The organism is Streptomyces sp. NPDC002306, from assembly GCF_053593435.1.
Window position 1 is genome coordinate 1 of the sequence record NZ_JBSFCK010000069.1, and the last position, 16456, is coordinate 16456.

Here is a 16456-nt window from a genome sequence, read left to right on the forward strand (position 1 = left end):
TCGTGATGGTGTAGATGTGCAGTCCGGGACTGTTCTGGCGGCTGCTGTCCTGCCATGACGGGCCGGTGGTCGGTGAGCACACGGCCCGGCTGGGCTCAGCGCTGCGACGTGTTGTGCCCGAACGTGGCCGATGCCCGGCGGTACGGCGTCGGGCGGGGCGGTCGCCGGGCTGCTCGGCAACCCGCCGGCGTACCTGTCGGTTGTACCGGACGATGCCGTAACAGGTGCCGCGCTTCTGGCTGTTGCGGACCTGGCAGCCGAACGACCCGCGGTGGGCGGTGAACGCGAACGTCCCCGGCATCAAGACTTCTTCAGCTGGTCCGGGGTGCGAGAGGGGGCGGGGTCGGGGTGGGACGCCCCCTCTCGCACTACTAATAATAGTGACTTTTCGGATGGCGTGAACCCGCCTCCGACCTGGTCTTTCTCTCTGCGGTAGTTGCTGCAGGCGCCGAGTCAGCGGGCGCGGTCCGGGGCGCAGGAGCGACGGGCTCGGGTGCGCTGCTGGGCGCGCAGGGAGTCGGCTTCGGCTTGGGCGGTGCGGGCGCGTTCGTACTCGCCGGCGGCCTCGGTGAGGCAGTAGGGCCCCCACCACTGCCTGACCTTGACGGTGCGGGCCAGCGAGTCGGGCAGTACCGAGTGAGGGAGGTCGGCCAGCATCATCAGCAGGACCGGGTGCGGGGAAGCGGTGAACAGCCGTGCCATGGTCCACCGGCGGCCACGGCGGCGCGCCGTTCGGGGCCGGCGGCCCGGGCCCATTTCTCGTAGCGGGTGGCCTGGGCGTGGTGGTGGGCGGTCGACCAGGTGAGGAATCGCAGCAGGGCGGGAGTGTCCTGCTCCCGCGAGAGCTCCAGGATCTCGTGCAGGTCCGCGCGCTGCTGCACCTGCTGCACCTGGTGCGCGCAGGCGCGCAAGGCGGCGGTGAGCGTCGCTGCCGTCTTGTCCGACGGCTGGTGCCCGGCGGCGGACTCCATCGGGTAGACCGTCTGCGTGGTGAGGCCGGTGTCGTCGCGGTAGAGGGTGAGGCTGCCGCGGTAGCCGGTACGGCTCCGGGCGAGCCGCGGAAAGGCGCCGCCGGTGGCGCCGGCGCCGGCGGCGGGCTGGAAGGTGTCGACGGGGCCGAGACAGGCGCGTACAGCGGTGAACTGGTCCCAGTGGTGGGGGTGGTGGGTGCCGGTGACGTGCACGTGGCCGCGCATCGCCCCTGTCAGCTCGAACACGACGGCGTCGGCCTCGCAGCGGGCGGTGGTGCGCACGAACGTCCAGGCGACCGCCCCGGCCCATGGCCAGGGCGTTTGCGTGTCCCCGCCATACCTAATATGACGAAATGTCATAATACGTTCGATTCTGTCAGTCCGGTCGGGAGGATTGCTGTGACTATCTGTCAAACCGTGAGAGGGGTGGGCGCGCAGGAGGCCCTCCCGTCGCCGGCGCCGCCTGGCCTTCGAGTGCGTCGCTCGTGGTGGGGTGGGTTGCTGCGGGCGCTGGTGGCAGGTCTCGTCGTAGTGGCCGGCCTGGCCCTGCCCATGGTGGCCCCGCAGCCCGCCCAGGCCGTGCCGCCCGGCACCTACGCCTACGTCACCAACTTCAACGCTGACACGGTGTCGGTGATCAACACGGCGACGAACACGGTGGTGGTCACGGTTCCCGTAGGCGATGCGCCGTGGGAAGTGGCGGTGTCGCCGAACGGCACCCGCGCCTACGTCACCAACCGCGCCGATGACACGGTGTCCGTGATCAACACCGCGACCGACACGGTCGTCGCCACCGTCCCCGTCGGCCTTGAGCCCCTGGGGGTGGCGGTGTCGCCGGACGGCACCCGCGCCTACGTCACCAACTTCAGCGCCCATACGGTGTCCGTGATCAGCACGAACAGCAACACCGTCGTCGCCACCGTCCCCGTCGGCGCTGCTCCCATTGGGGTGGCGGTGTCGCCGAACGGCACCCGCGCCTACATCACCAATTTCAACGACGACTCGGTGTCCGTGATCAACACGGCGACGAACACGGTCGTGGCCACCGTCCCCGTCGGCGATGCGCCCCAGGGAGTGGCGGTGTCGCCGGACGGCACCCGCGCCTACGTCATCAACGCCGACGACGACACGGTGTCCGTGATCAACACGAACACCAACACCGTCGTGGCCACCATCCCCGTCGGCGATGCGCCTCGAGAGGTGGCGGTGTTGCCGGACGGCACCCGCGCCTACGTCACCGACGCCAACGACGACACGGTGTCCGTGATCAACACGAACACCAACACCGTCGTGGCCACCATCCCCGTCGACGACCTCCCGTTCGGGGTGGCGATCGGGGTCGTGCCCCAGCCGGCGCTGACCTGCGCGACCGCCACGGCCACCATCACCGGCACCAACCGCAATGACGTCCTGACCGGCACCCCCGGCAACGACGTGATCTTCGCTCTCGCCGGGAACGACGTGGTCGACGGCCGCGGCGGCAACGACCTGATCTGCGGCGGCGACGGCAACGACGTGCTGTTCGGCGGCGACGGCAACGACCGCGTCGAGGGCAGCAACGGCAACGACGCTCTCACCGGCGGCAACGGCAACGACGCCAACGAGGGCGGACCCGGTAACGACGCTCTCAACGGCGGACCCGGGACCAACACCAACAACGGCGGAACCGGCCACAATGCCTGCACCAACCCCACCACCGGAACCGGCTGCAACACCTGATCAACGATCACCAGAAACGGGCCCCGGCACGTCCCTCGCCGCAGCAGCGACCGACGCCTGGGGCCCGTTTTCGACGCTCCGCGTGGCTTTGTCCACGAGATCGGACAGCACTTCGACACCGATTCGGGCGGCGGGAAGCCCACGAGACCAGGGCGGAATGTTCACGAGATTCGACAGCACCACCAAGAGGGCGTCCGGGGCGGGCACCGAGTCCTGGCGTACGTTCGAACCCATGACGCGCACCCTGAGATCCCGGCTGGTGGCCCAGTGAGCGGCTGGTGGGCCTACCTGGGTGAACGGACCTGCCGTGAGGTCGATGCTGACGTGCTGCGCGACCGCCGACTGCCGGCGGTCAGGTCCGTCTGGGAGGCGCTGCGCCCCCTGGGGGTCGGCCTGCACGAAGCCGAGCGGGTGGTCCACGCGCGATACGAGGCTCTCGGCGACCGCGTACAGCGCACGCCGCCCGATCCGCTGGACCTCCCCTCCCTCGCAGCCCGGGCCGCAGCTCTTCCCGGCCGTGTGGCAGCAGTGGAAGCGCTCTGGGACGGCGATACAGTCCACGACTGGTTCGTGCTCCTGGTCGCGGTCCTGGACGCCCCGGAGGGGGAAGGCCACCTGGCGACCGTCTACCACCGATCTGACAGCCCTCCTCCTGGTGTTGCAGCCGCCGACGCCGGCCGGGCGCTGGCTGGCCACCTTCAGGTGCCCTTCCACTTCGCGTCTCCGGACGTTCCGGATGACGACGCCCCGCGCTGGAGGCGATCAAACGGTTTGGCGGAAGGGCCATGACCGGAGGCGTGGACGGAGCGCGGTGACCCCAAGGAGGCCGGACGACATGGTGCCTCCCGTTCTCATGAACATGGCTTCAGGTCCGATCCGCCTGCCTCCCGAGCTGGTGAACAACTGCCGTCGAAACTCGTGGACAAAGCCACTCCGCGACAAGCCCGTCAGGGAGCCTGCTTCGCGCTGCGTGACTCGCTTGCCTGAACAGCCGAACTCGCGCTGACCTGCACGTTCTCTTGACAACCCCAGATAAGGGCTGAGGGTGCGGGCGCCGGGACGGCACTTCGGCCGGCCGAGCTCCGGCCGGTTGAGCCGTTCCCGTCCCCCCGAGGAAAGGGAGAGACGGGAACGGCGTTCGCGGGGCTACCGCCTGTCGCGGCGTGTGCCGGCGCAGGTCGTTCCCCTTGGTCAGGGGAGGGGTCCTTGCCGCACGGCTACACGCCAAAGCGGCGGCCGCGGAAGAACCTCGGGCGAGCGCTTCTCGGCTCTGAGCGTGCGCAGGGTGCCGGGTATTGGCAGGAGTGTTGCGGCACAAGCTGCTCGCGGTGAGGGCGGGGTGTCAGCCGCCGGGAGCCTCCTCGCTGCTGCCGGGGAGCTGCAGCAGCACGGGGGCGGCGTAGACCTTCCGCTGCACGGCGGGCACGCCCGGGCAGGGAGCGATGGCCTGCCGGAGCTCGCCCGGGTCCATGGGGTGCAGCCATCCACTGTGCAGGGTCCAGCCGCATGCGCGGGGGCGGGGCTCAGCGGCCGTGGTGGCGACCAGGACGGCGCGGCGGACGGTGCTGCCCTCCAGCGCGAACACCAGCAGGGTGCGCAGTGCGCAGAAGCCGTCTTCGTCCAGGACTGCCATGCGCAGCGGGGCGGTGCCGACAGAGAGGTCGGCCTGTCCCCGGACGAACGTGCCGTCGGTGCGCTGTGCCACGAGGCTGAGCGTGTGTTCGCCGTCGCCGAGTGCCCGGACCAGGGCGGTGAGCGTGGTCAGGGTGCGACTCAAGGCGGCCGCGACGGCGGTGTCACCGGGGTAGATGAACTCCGGGCGTGCGGGCACGGGGGACTCCAGGGGCAGGGGCAGGGGCAGGGGCAGGGGGCGGTGGGCGCCGGGTCCTCGTGATCTGCGGGACGGCGCGGCGGCGGGCGGCGTGGCTGCGCAGACGCCGCCCGCTGCCCCGACAGGGCTGCGGCGCGACCGGAGGGGCCGGCGCGCCCCGCGCCCCGTGGGGGAGCGAAGCGCACCCGTCTGACGCTCGGGCGGGGCAAGGACCCGTGCGGGCCGGGCTCGGGGTTCCCGGCCCGCACGGGGGCCTGTCAGCCGTGCGCGGCAGCGGCCGTGAGCGCGGGCAGGGCGAGCGCTTCCAGCGTGGCGGCATGGTCGGCGTCGGTGAGGGTCTGCGCGGTCGACGTGATCGCCTGCATCACACCCCCGGCCGTCATCTGACCACCCCGGACGAAGTGGGCCAGGATCATGTCCTTCGCCTCGGCACCGATGCTGAGCGTCCTGGTGACGTGCTCGATCGTCTTCGCCGGCTCGGCCAGCACCGTACCGGCGGCAGCCTCCGCCTCGCGCACCTTCGCCTCGACGTACTCCCGCGACAGAAACGTACGCACGGCGTCGGCCGTCTTCGACGAGATCAGCTCCAGCGTCTTGCGCTGCGTCTCACCCGACCAGGACACGACCCCCTCCGCCTGCCTGCCGCCCAGGTGCACGGCACGCATGACGTCCTTGGTCTGCGTCATCCCGTTGCTGCACACCTGCACACCTGCACACCTGCACGACCGCGCGCGGGGTGATCGTGTACGCCCCCGAACCGACCTCGCTGTTCGCGATGACGAACCCGGCGGAGATCATCGGCAGCTCGTCACCGCTGCGCCCGTCGAACGGGGAGCGGAACCCGCGCAGCAGCGCACGGGCCTGAACGGCGACCGCCTCGGACTCCACCCGCACATACATCCGCCGGTCCGTGAGATCGCACCCCGTGACACGGGCGGGATGGCCGGACTGCGCCACCCCGTCCAGCGCCGCCAGCAGCATGTCGAGATTGTCGATGAGCTTGCACGAGTCCGACAGCACCGCGCGCGCCACGCCCTCGGCCGGCGGCAGGCCGGCGCCGCGGTCGCCCCGGAACGCGCGGACCATGAACTTGCGCCCGGGGTCCTGGCGCAGCCACGCGTTCACGTTCTGATCCAGCAGCGCGACGTTCTCGGCGCGCATGCGGCGCAGGTAGGCGAGCGGGATGTGCAGCTTCTCGGCGATTCCCTCGTCGGCCACGGCGGTGGGCCGGTAGATGCCGTCGACCTTGCTCACGCCGGATTCGGTGAGCAGCGACTCGACGCCCTCGATGTGCACGTTCCCCTCACGCAAGCGCAGCGCGGTCGACGGCGCGACGACGTCCAACTTGCGCCCGTTCTGGTCCTCCAGGAGGTGGACCAGGTCGCGCAGGCCGGCGTTGCGGGCGCCGGTGGGTGCCACGTTCGTGGCGCGCTCGGCGAACTGCTGAGTCATGCGGATTCCCCTTCGTCGCCGTCCGGGGGCGGGGTCGCCGCCCCCGGAAGCTGTTGATTCCCGCGGTGCGGGGGCGGGCCACCACCCCCAACTACTCCAATACTAGGTAGAGTTGGGTGTGTGAGAACCCGCCCCCGACCTGCGGTTACCCGACCCACCGATGTTCGGGCAACGGCGTCAGACTCCGCCGCCGCACGTTCCTGACAACCGGCGCGACACCGTCCACCTCACACAGGTCGTAACGCAGCTCGGGCGCCTCACCGAACAGATCGGCGTACGCGTGGACCGCGCATACCCAGTAGGAACGTGACGCCCGGTCACACTGCCGTGATAGTCGACCCTCTGCCACAGAACCGGCCCGGCATGCTGCGGGTCCAGACTCTGCGCAACCGCGATCACCATCGGATCCGCCACCCGCTCCGCCGGCAGCAGCACGAACGCCCGCGCGACCGTGTGCGGGTCCACCGGCACACCGACCAGCGCCGGGCCGGTGTGACCGGTGCGCACCCCCATCACCCAACCCAGCTCGAAGAACGGCCGCACCATCTCCAGCTGCTCACGCGGCACCCGCAACGCACCCGAGCCCCCCTCGCTGCGTGCCAACTGGGCCAGCGCGTAAGGTGGCCTGCTCCTGCTCCTGCTCCGCGTCCGTGAGTGGGACGCCGGCGACCTCAATTCGCGTGTTCTCCACGGTGACTCCTTTCTCTCCTGTGGTCCGGTGGAGGGGGTGCCCCGGCTGGGGACTCCCGGGGCGCACTAGCTGAGGAACCCTCGCGTGCACAGGAATTCGGCGGTGATGAGCGCGATGCCCTGCGGCTTGTAGATCTGCGGGAAACGGCGCATTTCCACCTCGGTCCGCCCCTGCGCGTCCCGCTCCGGGAGTTCGTGAACGAGCCGGTACAGGCCGTCGTTCACCGGGATTTCCAGCACGACCGGACCAACCTTGGTGTCGAAGCGAATGCCCGTGTAATCGCATCGACGTTGTGCACGATGTTCGCACCCGCCCGCTGGCATAACAGCGGAAGGAAGTTCGCGATCGTGCGGGCCTGAATGGCAGTACCGGTCATGGGCGCGTTCCTGCCCCCGTGCACCCTGCGGACGATATCGCTGGAGATCTGGATTTCCACGTCCTCCCCTTCGATCGCTGATCACTGCGTGTGTGGAGGATCCCCTGCAACTCACATACTAGTCCGTCATAAGAATGATCGGAACCCAAGCTGCACCTACACCTGCGAGAGATGTTGCGCGAAGCGTTGCGCCCTGATGTTGCATCATGAGTTGCGACAAGCGTTGCGCGACCTGACAGCCTGCGCCCGTTCCCCCGCAGGTCAACAAGCCTCTATCGCATGGTCAGTCTGCCGACATCCCCCTCTGCACCCCCCCTCGCGCCCCAGGGCCAGGAAGAAAGAAGGTGAAGGGGACGGGCGGGGCGGGGTGGGGGCGTGCCGCCGGGGGATCGAGCGAACTGGTGTCTGTTGCGCGTCGGCTGGGCCTCCGCGCTCGGCGCCGGATGAGACCGGCGCACCAAGGGAAGAGGCGGCACGCACGCCGTCTTCGACGCTGCGATCGGAGCACTGCGCACCGGAGAACAGACTCTGGCTCGGGCGGTCCTATCGTCCCTGAGGCAGGGGATGCTGCTGCTGGCCGACCGTGGCTTCTACGGCGTGGACCTGTGGCGCACAGCCGCGGCCAGGGGGGGGCGGACCTGCTGTGGCGGGTCCGCAAAGACCTCGTGCTGCCGGTGGTCGAGCAGTTGTCGGACGGCTCGTAACCACGATCCTCGACCCGGACAAGGCCCCGGCTGCGGAATTGGCCGCCCTCTACGCCCAGCGGTGGGAGTTCGACTCCACCCTCGACGAGATCAAACCCACCTCGGCGGATCGCACCTGGTACTGCGTTCGCAACACCCCGACGGCGCTGACCAGGAACTTTACGGCTTCCTGCTCGTCCACCACGCCATCCGGCACCTGATGCACCAGGCCGCACGACAAAGCGACCGGGACCCCGACCGGATCTCCTTCACCCGCTCACTGCGCGTCGTGCGCCGCCAGGTCACCGACCAGGCGGCACTTTCCCCCCGGCCGACTCGCCCGCGCCATCAAAGCCACCCACATTGAGCTCCTCGAACGTCCCCTGCCTCCCCGACGGCGCCGGGTCGATTCACGTGTCATCAAACGGAAAGTCGCCGGCTGGCCCCTCAACGCGCCGCCCACCGGGCTGCAGGCCACCCAACCACCGCGGCCATCACACTCGTTGGCGCCACCAAACCCAAACGGGTCAAACGCATACCAAAGCTCTAAGTTACCGGTATTGTGATTAGCCTCGATCGTTCGCGCGCCCAGCAGACCGGCGGTCTTGATGTTGTAAGTGACCTTTAGTCGTAGGCTCGTTGTCGCCTGCCGGTGGGAGTCTGGTCGGGGTAACTGCCAGGAGGCCCGGTAGCAGACTGGCGGCGTCGGGGGGAACGCCCGGCGTCGACGCCCAGTATCGACAGCCCTTCATAGGGGAAGCGAAGCAGCGGTCCGTAACGGGCGTGTCAATTCAGCGGCTGATCATGGTTGTTGAGTGGTCAGTTGTTGCTCGGAGTCAGGCGGGCCCTCGAAGGCGATCTGGAACGCGTTGAGGGGTGCCTTCCAGCGCATGGTCCACCGCTTGCGGCCCTTCCCCGTCGGGTCCAAACTCATCAGCGCCATGTAGATGCCTTTGAGGGCGGCGGCCTCGTTGGGGAAGTGCCCGCGGGCGCGGACGGCTCTGTCGATGCGGGTGTTGACGCTCGCGCGAGCGGTGAACGACTCCGGCCCGCCAGCTCCTGGTCCACACGCTGCCGGATCGGTTACCACCGTCCCGCCACTACCTCTTGAGCTCGATGGCTTCCCGCGACCACCCCAGCCGCTGAGCACGTCACTTCGTACCCGACTGGGCACATGACTCAGCACCCCGACAATTCTCCGCCTCACGAAACAGGAACCGCTGGTCAGGACTCATCGACATGCGGTGTTCCGTCTCATCGACGAAGCCAATGACGGCGGAGGCAGTGTTGGGCTCGGGTCGGTGCAGGTCACGGCGGTGGCGGAGGCTTCAGCAAAGGCCCGCGGACCAGCCAGTGGACAAGGGAAACTCGTGCCTGATCAGGAGGAGCTACGTCACGTGGCTGGTAGGCGTTGCATCAGTCGTGGCGACGATGCACCTCTGAGCAAAGTGTTACCCGGAGTCGAGTACATCCGGGATCATGAACCATGCTCCCGGATGACTGGCAACTCACTGAAGACGTCGACGACTTCCTCGCCCGAGCCGGAGACTTCCTGCGCTCGCGGCCCGCCCTGCACAACACGCCGCTGACGGACATCGAGAAACTGCGGACACGCGGGACTGGCCCGCATGGTGGCGAAGCCGCCATCTTCGGGCGACTGGAGTCAGGAGGCGAGGTGTGCGCCATCTTTTATCGCACGCCGCGCGGATACCTGTGGGTCACTCCCCTCTCTGCCGAGCAGGCCGGCACCCTCGCGGCTCACCTGGTCGGCCTCGGCCACTCCCCTTCCGGTGTCCTCGCGGACCACGACACCGCCACCGCCTTCGCGGATGCATGGCAACGGCACACGGGCGCAGTGCCAGCCCCCTTCTGGCGAACGCATCTTTACCGTCTCGGCCTGCTCACCCCGCCACAGCCATTCCCGGAGGGCCGGGGTCGCGTCACGGGTGAAAGGGACCACGAACAAGTCGTGCGCTGGTGTCGTGAGTTCTGCGTCGTTGTCGGGGAGCAGCCGTCCATCGACTTGATCGACGCCGGTTCCTGGGCCGACTCGCGCTTCGGCGACAGACACTTCACGTTCTGGGAGAGCCCGGACGGCGCTCCCGTCTCCATGGCGGCCGCGACCTCGATCGTCGGTGGCATGGTCCGGGTGGACCCCGTCTACACCCCGGCTCACCTCCGGGGCCGCGGCTATGCGGGCGCCGTGACGGTCGAGGTGAGCAGGGCTGCGCTGGCCGCAGGCGCGACGGACGTCGTCCTGTTCACGGACCCGGCCAACCCCACCAGCAACGCCCTCTATCAGCGCATCGGATATGTCCACCTGGCCGACTTCACTGGATACAAGTTCTCCTTCGACATGCCGGAAGCCGGTGAGGAACACGACCGACGCGAGGCGCAGCTGCCGTCAGGGAGCTGATCCGCAGAACCCGTTCTGCCGGTGATAGCTGGGAGGAAGAAGAACACCTACTCACGGAAGCTCGGCCATGGGCTCGGGGCCGACCGCGAGTTGCAGGCGGTGGTCAGGGTGTGGTCAGGGCGTGTTCGGTGGTGGGGTGGCAGGGGATGAGGGTGTCGATGCCGGTGACCTCGAGCAGGTGCAGGACGGGCTTGGGGACGGCGGCGAGGCGTAGCCATCCCTGCTCATTGCTGGCCCGGTGGTGGGCGGTGATGAGGGCGTTGAGGCCGCCGGAGTCCATGAAGGTCACGCCGCTGAGGTCGACCACGATCCGCAGCGGTGCTGTCGCGGTGTCCGGGGAGAGCAGGGCGTTGCTGAAAGCGTCCTTGACGTCGCAGTCGAGCGCGCCGCGCACGGTCACGACGCGGATGCCGCCGGCCACGCGGCGGCCGATGACCAGCCCGGGCGGTCCGCCCGCGTTCGTGCTGTCGGTCACGGTCGCCTCGGCTCTCGATTCGCGGTCTGTCCTGGACCGGGTCATTCTGCCCGCTGCCCCGACCGGTGCATACCGTCAACGGTGCTGACGCACGCAGCCTGACCCACGGGTTGTACTGCTGCGACACGACCGTTCACGGACGCTGGATGCGCTGCGGACCTGCGCAGGTTGCTGGCCGAGCGGCCTGGCGAGGGCGGGATGCGGCCACCGGTGATCAACGTGGGGGGCGAAGGCGGAAGACCAGCGCGGTGGCCGCAGACAGAGCGTAGGTCCCGCCCGCACGCGGGAAGCACGCTCTCCTGGCGACACCGGCCGCCGATTCCCCAGATGGCTCAGGAGGGGAGCGCCCGGGGGCCTCACCGGGCCTGCAGGGTGAGGAGTCCCTGCAGGCCCGGATCGGGGGGTGCTCTGTCAACGACGCCAGACCCCGCACCGTCACGGGACGGTCAGCGCCCGCAGTGCGGACACCGTCGGCTGCGCCACCCCCGTGTCGCGATCTCGGTGCCGGCGGCCCTCATCCGGGTCAGGTGGTGGCTCACCGTCGACGGGGACAGCCCGACCGCGTCGGCGAGCTCGCGTACCGAGGGGTCTTCGCCGTGAGCGGCGACCCATTCCCGGTGGGCGCGCAGCAGCGCCCCGCGCCGCTCGGACGCGGGCTGCCGCTCGGCACCGGACGTCATGCGTCGGCCTGCTGCCGGGCGAGTTCCTTGAGTGCCATGCGGGCTGCCGGCGTCCCTGCCGGACCCTGCCAGTACGGGTGAGCGGCGATCTGCCAAGACAGTCTCTGCAGACGCCGCCGCTGTGCGGCGGTGCCGTGGGCGGCCGGGGTGTGGGCGAGGGCCCGGTACGTGGCGTACCAGGCGGTCTGGGCCTGGACGAGATCGTAGGGGAAGGGGGAGGCATCCATACCCACGATTAGAGCACCTGTTCGATTTTCTGGGCAAAGCGAAGCGCCCGAACTGCGAAGATCTTCCTTCTCCGGGGAGTCAGGCCCCGGGGCCCGGTTTGGGGCGCTGTGTCAACGAGCCGGGGGCCGTGCCGGTCACCCCGCCGCTCCGGCCTGGGCTTGTCGCGAACCGTGCCCGCGGTGGGTGGGGCTCTTACGCTGGGGGAGCTCGGGGTGTCTCGTGGAGGTCTGCCATGCCCCGAACGATCTGGTCCGGTGCCATCAGTTTCGGCCTGGTCACGGTGCCAGTCCATGTGGTCGGTGCGACGGAGGACCACTCCGTGCGGTTTCACCAATACCACCTTGAGGACATGGGCCGGGTGCGGGTGCGCAAGTTCTGCGAGATCGAAGACCGTGAGGTGACAGCGGCGGAGATCGGCAAGGGCTACGAGCTGTCGAAGACGCAGGTGATTCCCATCGCCGACGAGGAGCTGGCGAATCTTCCGCTGCCGACGGCGAAGGCGATCGAGATCGCCGGGTTCGTGCCGCTGGACTCGGTCGACCCGATCCGGATCGGGGAGGGCTACTACCTGCAGGCCGACGGCGCGGTGGCGGCGAAGCCCTACAAGCTGCTGGTGCAGGCGCTGGGCCGCTCGGCGAAGGTCGCGGTCGCCAGGTACGCGTGGAGCGGGCGCGAACGCCTGGGCCTGCTGCGGGTGCGCGGCGATGTGCTGGTGCTGCACGCGATGCGCTGGCCCGACGAGATCCGCGACCCCTCCGAGCTGCTGCCCGCGGCGGTCGAGCTGTCCGAGTCCGAGATCGAGGGCGCGCTGGCGCTGATGGACACCATGACCCGCGAGGACCTCGAGGGCCCGGAGTTCCGCGACACCTACACCGAGGCGCTCGAGCAGGTCATCGACGCCAAACGCGAGCACACGACGCTTCCCTCACTGCCCCCGCAGGAAGAGCCGGCCAAGGTACTCGACCTGATGGCCGCCCTGAGAGAATCCGTGGACAAGGCGAAGGCCTCCCGGGACGAAGGGGAGGCCCAGGTGCACGAGCTGGCGCAGCCGAAGGCCGCGGCCAGGAAGACGGCCGCGAAGAAGACGGCCACGGGCAAGCAGCCGGCCCAAAAGGCCGCCGCGAAGAAGACCGCTGCGGCCAAGCAGACGAAGCCGGCCACGGGCCGCAAGCCACGCACCGCCTGAACCCTCCGCTGCCCGACGTCTGCTCCGGCCCGGGCATCCGTCCGCGAACGCGCCGTGCACGAGCGTGTGTTTGGCCTGCGCCCTCGTGGTGTTCGGCCTTCGCGCCGTTGGCCGCAACCGTGGCCGCCAGGGTCGGCACCGCCGCCCCCGCGGCGCCGGCCGGTAGGGCAGCGGACGTGCGACTCGGACGAACGGCGAACTTCCCGTGCACAGCGGATCTCCTTCGGATACAGGCGGACACGAGGCTGGGGCCACCGCGGGCGATGTCCGCCCGCGGCGCTGCCCACGAAGAAGTGCGGGAAGGGATACGGACAATGGGGCGGCGGAAAGGGCGGCTGCGCTGGGGGCACTGCCTGGCGCCGGCCCGGAGGCGGGCGCCAGGCAGCGTCGGGCCGTGTGCTGTCCGGGGGCGGCTAGGGCCTGTCTGACAAATGATCATCTGGCGGGCTCGCGGAGCCAGAGAATCAAGGAAGCCAGGACAACTCCGGCACGGTAGCGGTCGGCGAGCTTGTCGAACCGGGTCGCGATCGCGCGGAACTGCTTGAGACGGGCAAAGCATCGTTCGACTACGTTGCGGTCGCGGTAGACGACCTTGTCGAAGGTGGGTGGTCTGCCGCCGAGGGCCCCGCGTCGTCGGCGGTTGGCCGCCTGGTCGCGGCGCTCGGGGATCGTGGCGACGATGCCCCGGCGCCGCAGCAGGCGGCGGATCGCCCTGCTGGAGTACGCCTTGTCGCCCAGCACGCGCTCGGGTGTCGTGCGCGGGCGGCTCCTTGATGCGCGCGGGACACAGATCCCATCGAGGATCTGGCCGAACGCGGTGGCGTCATTGACGTTGCCGGGCGTGAGCACGATCGACATGGGCAGGCCCCGGCCGTCGACGGCGAGGTGGGCTTTGGTGGTCAGCCCGCCTCGGGACCGGCCGAGGGCCTGGCGCGCCTGCGAGCGGCCCGGATCTTCCAGTTCGTCCCCGTCTGCATCCCCTTTTTACGGGCGCCGGCTGCGTGCTGGTGGGCCCGGTTGACGGTGGAGTCGACCGAGACGGTCCATTCCACCCGGCCCACCGCGTCATCACGGACCTGGACGTGCTCCAGTAGCTTCACCCACGTCCCGTCCGCCTCCCAGCGGGCGAACCGCTCGTAGACGGTCTGCCACGGCCCGTACCGCTTGGGAAGATCGCGCCAGGGCGCCCCGGTCCGCAGCCGCCACAGAACACCGTTGACCACCTGACGGTGATCACGCCACGGACGGCCACGCCCGTCCACCTGCGGCAGCAGCGGCTCTATCCGCTCCCACGCCGTATCCGTCAACTCACCTCGACCTGTCACAAGATCAATGAGTCGGAGTGCTCGTGATCGGACTCGCACGCGGGGTCCGCCACGAACCGGCTCAGCTGGTAGGTGGTCGGCAGCGCCAGGCGGCCGCACAGCGTGTCGATCCGGATCATCGAGCCGTCGATTCGTGCCTCCCGAAGGCGGCGCAGGTGCGCGCGCAACTCCGCCTTGTCCCGAGTCTCAAAGAACACTTCCCACCGCCCCACGTTCGGTGCAGTGCGAGCAGCAAGCCGCTGCCTCTCGGCCTCTTGTCGCCGCCTTCTTTTCCCCTGTCCTGGCACCGGCACAGAATCGCTGGCCAGCGTCAGGACGGCAAGGCAATTGGACCGAGCACCACATCCCCGCTCGGTGATCATTTGTCAGACAGGCCCTAGCGGGCCAGTGAGCTGGGCGAGGACCGATTCGCCGCCGGCGGACTCGCCGGCGATGGTGACGTTGTGCGGGTTGCCGCCGAAGCGGCCGATGTTGTGCTGGACCCAGCGCAGGGCCGCCTGCTGGTCCAGCAGGCCGTAGTTGCCGGCCGACCCGTCATGTGAGGCCAGCGCGGGGTGGGCGAGGATGTTGACTGCGCCGAGCCGGTAGTTGACGTGACGACCACGCTGCCCTGTGCCGCGAGCTTGGCCGCGTCGTAGTCCCGGCCCGCGCCGGTGACCCAGGCCGCCGCCGTGGAACCACACGATTACCGGCGGGCGTGGGCGCGCCGACGGCGTGATCGTCCGACGGGCGGGCTCGTTCACCCGCACCTACGATTGTTTTCGGCTTCAGCCTTGATCGGACATGACGGGAGGTTCCCGGATGATGGACAGGCGAGCTTTCGGCAAGGCCGTGGGCGTCGCCGCGACCGGCGTCGCGGCGACCTCGGTGGCGGGGGCGCACAGCGCTTGCGCAGCTCCGGCGACAGCCGCTACCGGTGGCCCTACCGGCGCAGAGGCAGCCGCCGCGGAGACCGAGGCGTCTGCCGGGCCCTCCTTCGGCATGCTGAAGCAGATCCGCGCAGGGGAGCTGAACGTCGGCTACGCCGAGGCGGGGCCTGCCCACGGTCCGGTGGTGCTCCTGCTGCATGGCTGGCCGTACGACATCCACAGCTATGAGAAGGCGACGCCGTTGCTCACCGTGCACGGCTACCGCGTCATCGTCCCTTACCTGCGCGGCTACGGGACGACCACCTTCCTCTCCCCGAAGACGCTGCGCAACGGCGAACAGGCGGCCGTCGCGTCGGACACCATCGCGCTCATGGACGCGCTGCACATCGAGCGGGCCGTCATCGCCGGCTTCGACTGGGGCGGACGCACCGCCGAATCATCATCGCCGCGCAGTGGCCCGAACGCTGCAAGGCCCTGGTCTCCATGGGCGGTTACCTCATCCTCAACCGGAAGGCATTGCGCCAGCCGGCGCCCCCGGCCAAGGAGTACGCGTTCTGGTACCAGTACTACTTCTGCACCGACCGGGGCGAGCGGGGCCTGAAGGAGTACTGGCACGATCTCGCCAAGCTCGTCTGGCGCAACGCCTCGCCAACCTGGCACTTCAGCGACGCCACCTTCGACCGCACGGCCAAGGCGTTCGACAACCCCGACTACGTGCCCGTCGTGATCAGCAACTACCGCTGGCGGCTCGAACTCGCCTCCGGCGACCCGCGGTATGCCGACCTGGAGGCACGACTGGCCCAGGGACCCTCCATCCGTGTGCCCACCGTCGGGCTCGACGGCGAGCTGGATCCCTTCACACCGCCCGGCGGCGACGCCTCCTACCGCGACAAGTACAGCGGCCCGTACGTCCACCGCACGCTCAAGGGCATCGGGCACAACGTTCCGCAGGAGGCGCCCGAAGTTTTCGCTCAGGCAGTCCTGGAAGCCGACCGCATGGCGCGCTCCTGACCGAGCCGCACGTACCGGCGGCGGCCGCGCTCCGCCGCAGAGGAGGCCGCTGCGGGGCGCGGTGAAGCCCTGGGCGGTGAGGGCGTCTTCGGTTGTGGGCGTGAGGTCAAGAGTGGACTGAGGAGCGGCGACGAGTCCGTGCGCGGGGTCGGGGACGACGAGGAACACCGGTTCTCCTTGCGGCGCGGGCCATCTGACAGGGGCCGGCCTGTGGGCGGGGCGGTCGGCTGCTCAGTTGATGAGGGTGACGGTGTGGTCGCTTTCCAGGACGGCGAGGGCGGCGGGGATGGCCGCGCGGGTCTGTGGGCTCGGCACGGAGCGGGGGAAGCCGAGGGCGTGCACGGCGGCGTCCAGTTGGCTGTCGGGCATCGGCAGGCTGTAGCCGCTGCGGTAGAGAGTGAGGGCGGTTGCGGTGGCGACCCGGCTGCGGTTGTAGGCGACGGCTTCCTCGGTACTGACGTCAGCGCCGATTGCCTCCAGCGCGGTGGGCGGCAGCGCTGTGGCCTTGGCGCTGACACGGCCTGGGGGCAGGCGCAGGCGGCC

The 16456-nt window shown here is 69.6% G+C and carries 18 protein-coding genes and 3 pseudogenes; 4 read left to right on the top strand and 17 right to left on the bottom strand.

Features of this window, described 5'->3' with window-relative positions; translation table 11 throughout:
* From ACWCQK_RS39875 to ACWCQK_RS39885, 3 genes are all read right to left on the bottom strand, one after another.
* The coding region (locus tag ACWCQK_RS39875; RefSeq protein WP_451163844.1) for a hypothetical protein at positions 1 to 301 on the bottom strand (301 nt) is incomplete at its 3' end.
* Positions 302 to 453: 152 nt separating this feature from the next.
* A complete protein-coding gene (locus ACWCQK_RS39880) occupies positions 454 to 702 on the bottom strand; it encodes a hypothetical protein (RefSeq protein ID WP_451163846.1) in 249 nt (82 codons plus the stop codon).
* On the bottom strand, positions 660 to 1253 hold the full coding sequence (locus ACWCQK_RS39885) for a hypothetical protein (protein ID WP_451163848.1): 594 nt from the start codon (positions 1251 to 1253) through the stop codon (positions 660 to 662). The genes ACWCQK_RS39880 and ACWCQK_RS39885 overlap by 43 nt, the downstream gene beginning before the upstream one ends.
* Before the next feature lie 216 nt (positions 1254 to 1469).
* On the opposite strand from ACWCQK_RS39885, the gene ACWCQK_RS39890 reads away from it, so the two are divergent.
* Positions 1470 to 2690: a YVTN family beta-propeller repeat protein gene (locus ACWCQK_RS39890; RefSeq protein ID WP_451163850.1), complete on the top strand. Its 1221-nt coding sequence runs from the start codon at positions 1470 to 1472 to the stop codon at positions 2688 to 2690.
* Here the strand turns inward: ACWCQK_RS39890 and ACWCQK_RS39895 are convergent, their stop codons facing one another.
* From ACWCQK_RS39895 to ACWCQK_RS39925, 7 genes and pseudogenes are all read right to left on the bottom strand, one after another.
* Positions 2691 to 3404, bottom strand: coding sequence for a hypothetical protein (locus ACWCQK_RS39895; RefSeq protein WP_451163852.1), 714 nt, complete (start codon positions 3402 to 3404; stop codon positions 2691 to 2693). It abuts the gene before it with no gap.
* 628 nt (positions 3405 to 4032) lie between these two features.
* Positions 4033 to 4521, bottom strand: a complete 489-nt coding sequence (locus ACWCQK_RS39900; RefSeq protein WP_451163854.1) for a hypothetical protein — start codon at positions 4519 to 4521, stop codon at positions 4033 to 4035.
* A 257-nt stretch (positions 4522 to 4778) separates the two neighbouring features.
* Positions 4779 to 5144, bottom strand: a complete 366-nt coding sequence (locus ACWCQK_RS39905) for a hypothetical protein (RefSeq protein WP_451163856.1) — start codon at positions 5142 to 5144, stop codon at positions 4779 to 4781.
* The gene (locus ACWCQK_RS39910; RefSeq protein ID WP_451163858.1) at positions 5128 to 5973 is read right to left on the bottom strand and encodes a hypothetical protein; all 846 of its coding nucleotides are present in this window, start codon (positions 5971 to 5973) and stop codon (positions 5128 to 5130) included. The genes ACWCQK_RS39905 and ACWCQK_RS39910 overlap by 17 nt, the downstream gene beginning before the upstream one ends.
* A gap of 177 nt (positions 5974 to 6150) precedes the next feature.
* Positions 6151 to 6540: a hypothetical protein gene (locus ACWCQK_RS39915; RefSeq protein WP_451163860.1), complete on the bottom strand. Its 390-nt coding sequence runs from the start codon at positions 6538 to 6540 to the stop codon at positions 6151 to 6153.
* A gap of 189 nt (positions 6541 to 6729) precedes the next feature.
* Complete coding sequence (locus ACWCQK_RS39920) at positions 6730 to 6903, bottom strand: hypothetical protein (RefSeq protein ID WP_451163862.1); 174 nt, start codon at positions 6901 to 6903, stop codon at positions 6730 to 6732.
* A gap of 1622 nt (positions 6904 to 8525) precedes the next feature.
* Positions 8526 to 8747, bottom strand: a pseudogene (locus tag ACWCQK_RS39925) (transposase); the annotation flags it as partial.
* Between the two features lie 462 nt (positions 8748 to 9209).
* On the opposite strand from ACWCQK_RS39925, the gene ACWCQK_RS39930 reads away from it, so the two are divergent.
* Positions 9210 to 10139, top strand: a complete 930-nt coding sequence (locus ACWCQK_RS39930) for a GNAT family N-acetyltransferase (RefSeq protein ID WP_451163864.1) — start codon at positions 9210 to 9212, stop codon at positions 10137 to 10139.
* 103 nt (positions 10140 to 10242) lie between these two features.
* Here ACWCQK_RS39930 and ACWCQK_RS39935 read toward each other — a convergent pair whose 3' ends face one another.
* The 3 genes from ACWCQK_RS39935 to ACWCQK_RS39945 all read right to left on the bottom strand — a co-directional run bounded on the left by ACWCQK_RS39935 (position 10243) and on the right by ACWCQK_RS39945 (position 11521).
* Entirely contained in the window at positions 10243 to 10614 is a 372-nt protein-coding gene (locus ACWCQK_RS39935) for an STAS domain-containing protein (protein ID WP_451163866.1), read from the bottom strand.
* A gap of 446 nt (positions 10615 to 11060) precedes the next feature.
* Positions 11061 to 11294, bottom strand: coding sequence for a LexA family protein (locus ACWCQK_RS39940; RefSeq protein WP_451163868.1), 234 nt, complete (start codon positions 11292 to 11294; stop codon positions 11061 to 11063).
* Positions 11291 to 11521, bottom strand: a complete 231-nt coding sequence (locus tag ACWCQK_RS39945; protein ID WP_451163870.1) for a hypothetical protein — start codon at positions 11519 to 11521, stop codon at positions 11291 to 11293. Before ACWCQK_RS39945 ends, ACWCQK_RS39940 begins: the two co-directional genes overlap by 4 nt.
* Before the next feature lie 233 nt (positions 11522 to 11754).
* On the opposite strand from ACWCQK_RS39945, the gene ku reads away from it, so the two are divergent.
* Positions 11755 to 12708 carry a non-homologous end joining protein Ku gene (gene ku, locus ACWCQK_RS39950; RefSeq protein ID WP_451163872.1) on the top strand — a complete coding sequence of 318 codons (954 nt, stop codon included), beginning with the start codon at positions 11755 to 11757 and terminating at the stop codon, positions 12706 to 12708.
* 413 nt (positions 12709 to 13121) lie between these two features.
* Here the strand turns inward: ku and ACWCQK_RS39955 are convergent.
* The 3 genes and pseudogenes from ACWCQK_RS39955 to ACWCQK_RS39965 form a co-directional block, all read right to left on the bottom strand.
* Positions 13122 to 14033: pseudogene (locus ACWCQK_RS39955) on the bottom strand (IS5 family transposase).
* A complete protein-coding gene (locus tag ACWCQK_RS39960; RefSeq protein ID WP_451163874.1) occupies positions 14030 to 14230 on the bottom strand; it encodes a hypothetical protein in 201 nt (66 codons plus the stop codon). The pseudogene ACWCQK_RS39955 and the gene ACWCQK_RS39960 overlap by 4 nt, the downstream one beginning before the upstream one ends.
* Positions 14231 to 14398: 168 nt before the next feature.
* Positions 14399 to 14776, bottom strand: coding sequence for a carboxylesterase family protein (locus ACWCQK_RS39965; protein WP_451163876.1), 378 nt, complete (start codon positions 14774 to 14776; stop codon positions 14399 to 14401).
* A 58-nt stretch (positions 14777 to 14834) separates the two neighbouring features.
* Here ACWCQK_RS39965 and ACWCQK_RS39970 point away from each other — a divergent pair.
* A pseudogene (locus ACWCQK_RS39970) lies at positions 14835 to 15913 on the top strand (alpha/beta fold hydrolase).
* A 231-nt stretch (positions 15914 to 16144) separates the two neighbouring features.
* Here ACWCQK_RS39970 and ACWCQK_RS39975 read toward each other — a convergent pair.
* On the bottom strand, positions 16145 to 16456 hold a 312-nt coding region (locus tag ACWCQK_RS39975), incomplete at its 5' end, for a hypothetical protein (protein ID WP_451163878.1).

What these genes read in the sequence shown, in the direction of transcription:
- ACWCQK_RS39880 (WP_451163846.1), bottom strand. Translation starts at nt 702, where the DNA reads ATGGCACGGCTGTTCACCGCTTCCCCGCACCCGGTCCTGCTGATGATG.
- ACWCQK_RS39910 (WP_451163858.1), bottom strand. Translation starts at nt 5,973, where the DNA reads ATGACTCAGCAGTTCGCCGAGCGCGCCACGAACGTGGCACCCACCGGC.
- ACWCQK_RS39930 (WP_451163864.1), top strand. Translation starts at nt 9,210, where the DNA reads ATGCTCCCGGATGACTGGCAACTCACTGAAGACGTCGACGACTTCCTC.
- ACWCQK_RS39940 (WP_451163868.1), bottom strand. Translation starts at nt 11,294, where the DNA reads ATGACGTCCGGTGCCGAGCGGCAGCCCGCGTCCGAGCGGCGCGGGGCG.
- ACWCQK_RS39945 (WP_451163870.1), bottom strand. Translation starts at nt 11,521, where the DNA reads ATGGATGCCTCCCCCTTCCCCTACGATCTCGTCCAGGCCCAGACCGCC.
- ku (WP_451163872.1), top strand. Translation starts at nt 11,755, where the DNA reads ATGCCCCGAACGATCTGGTCCGGTGCCATCAGTTTCGGCCTGGTCACG.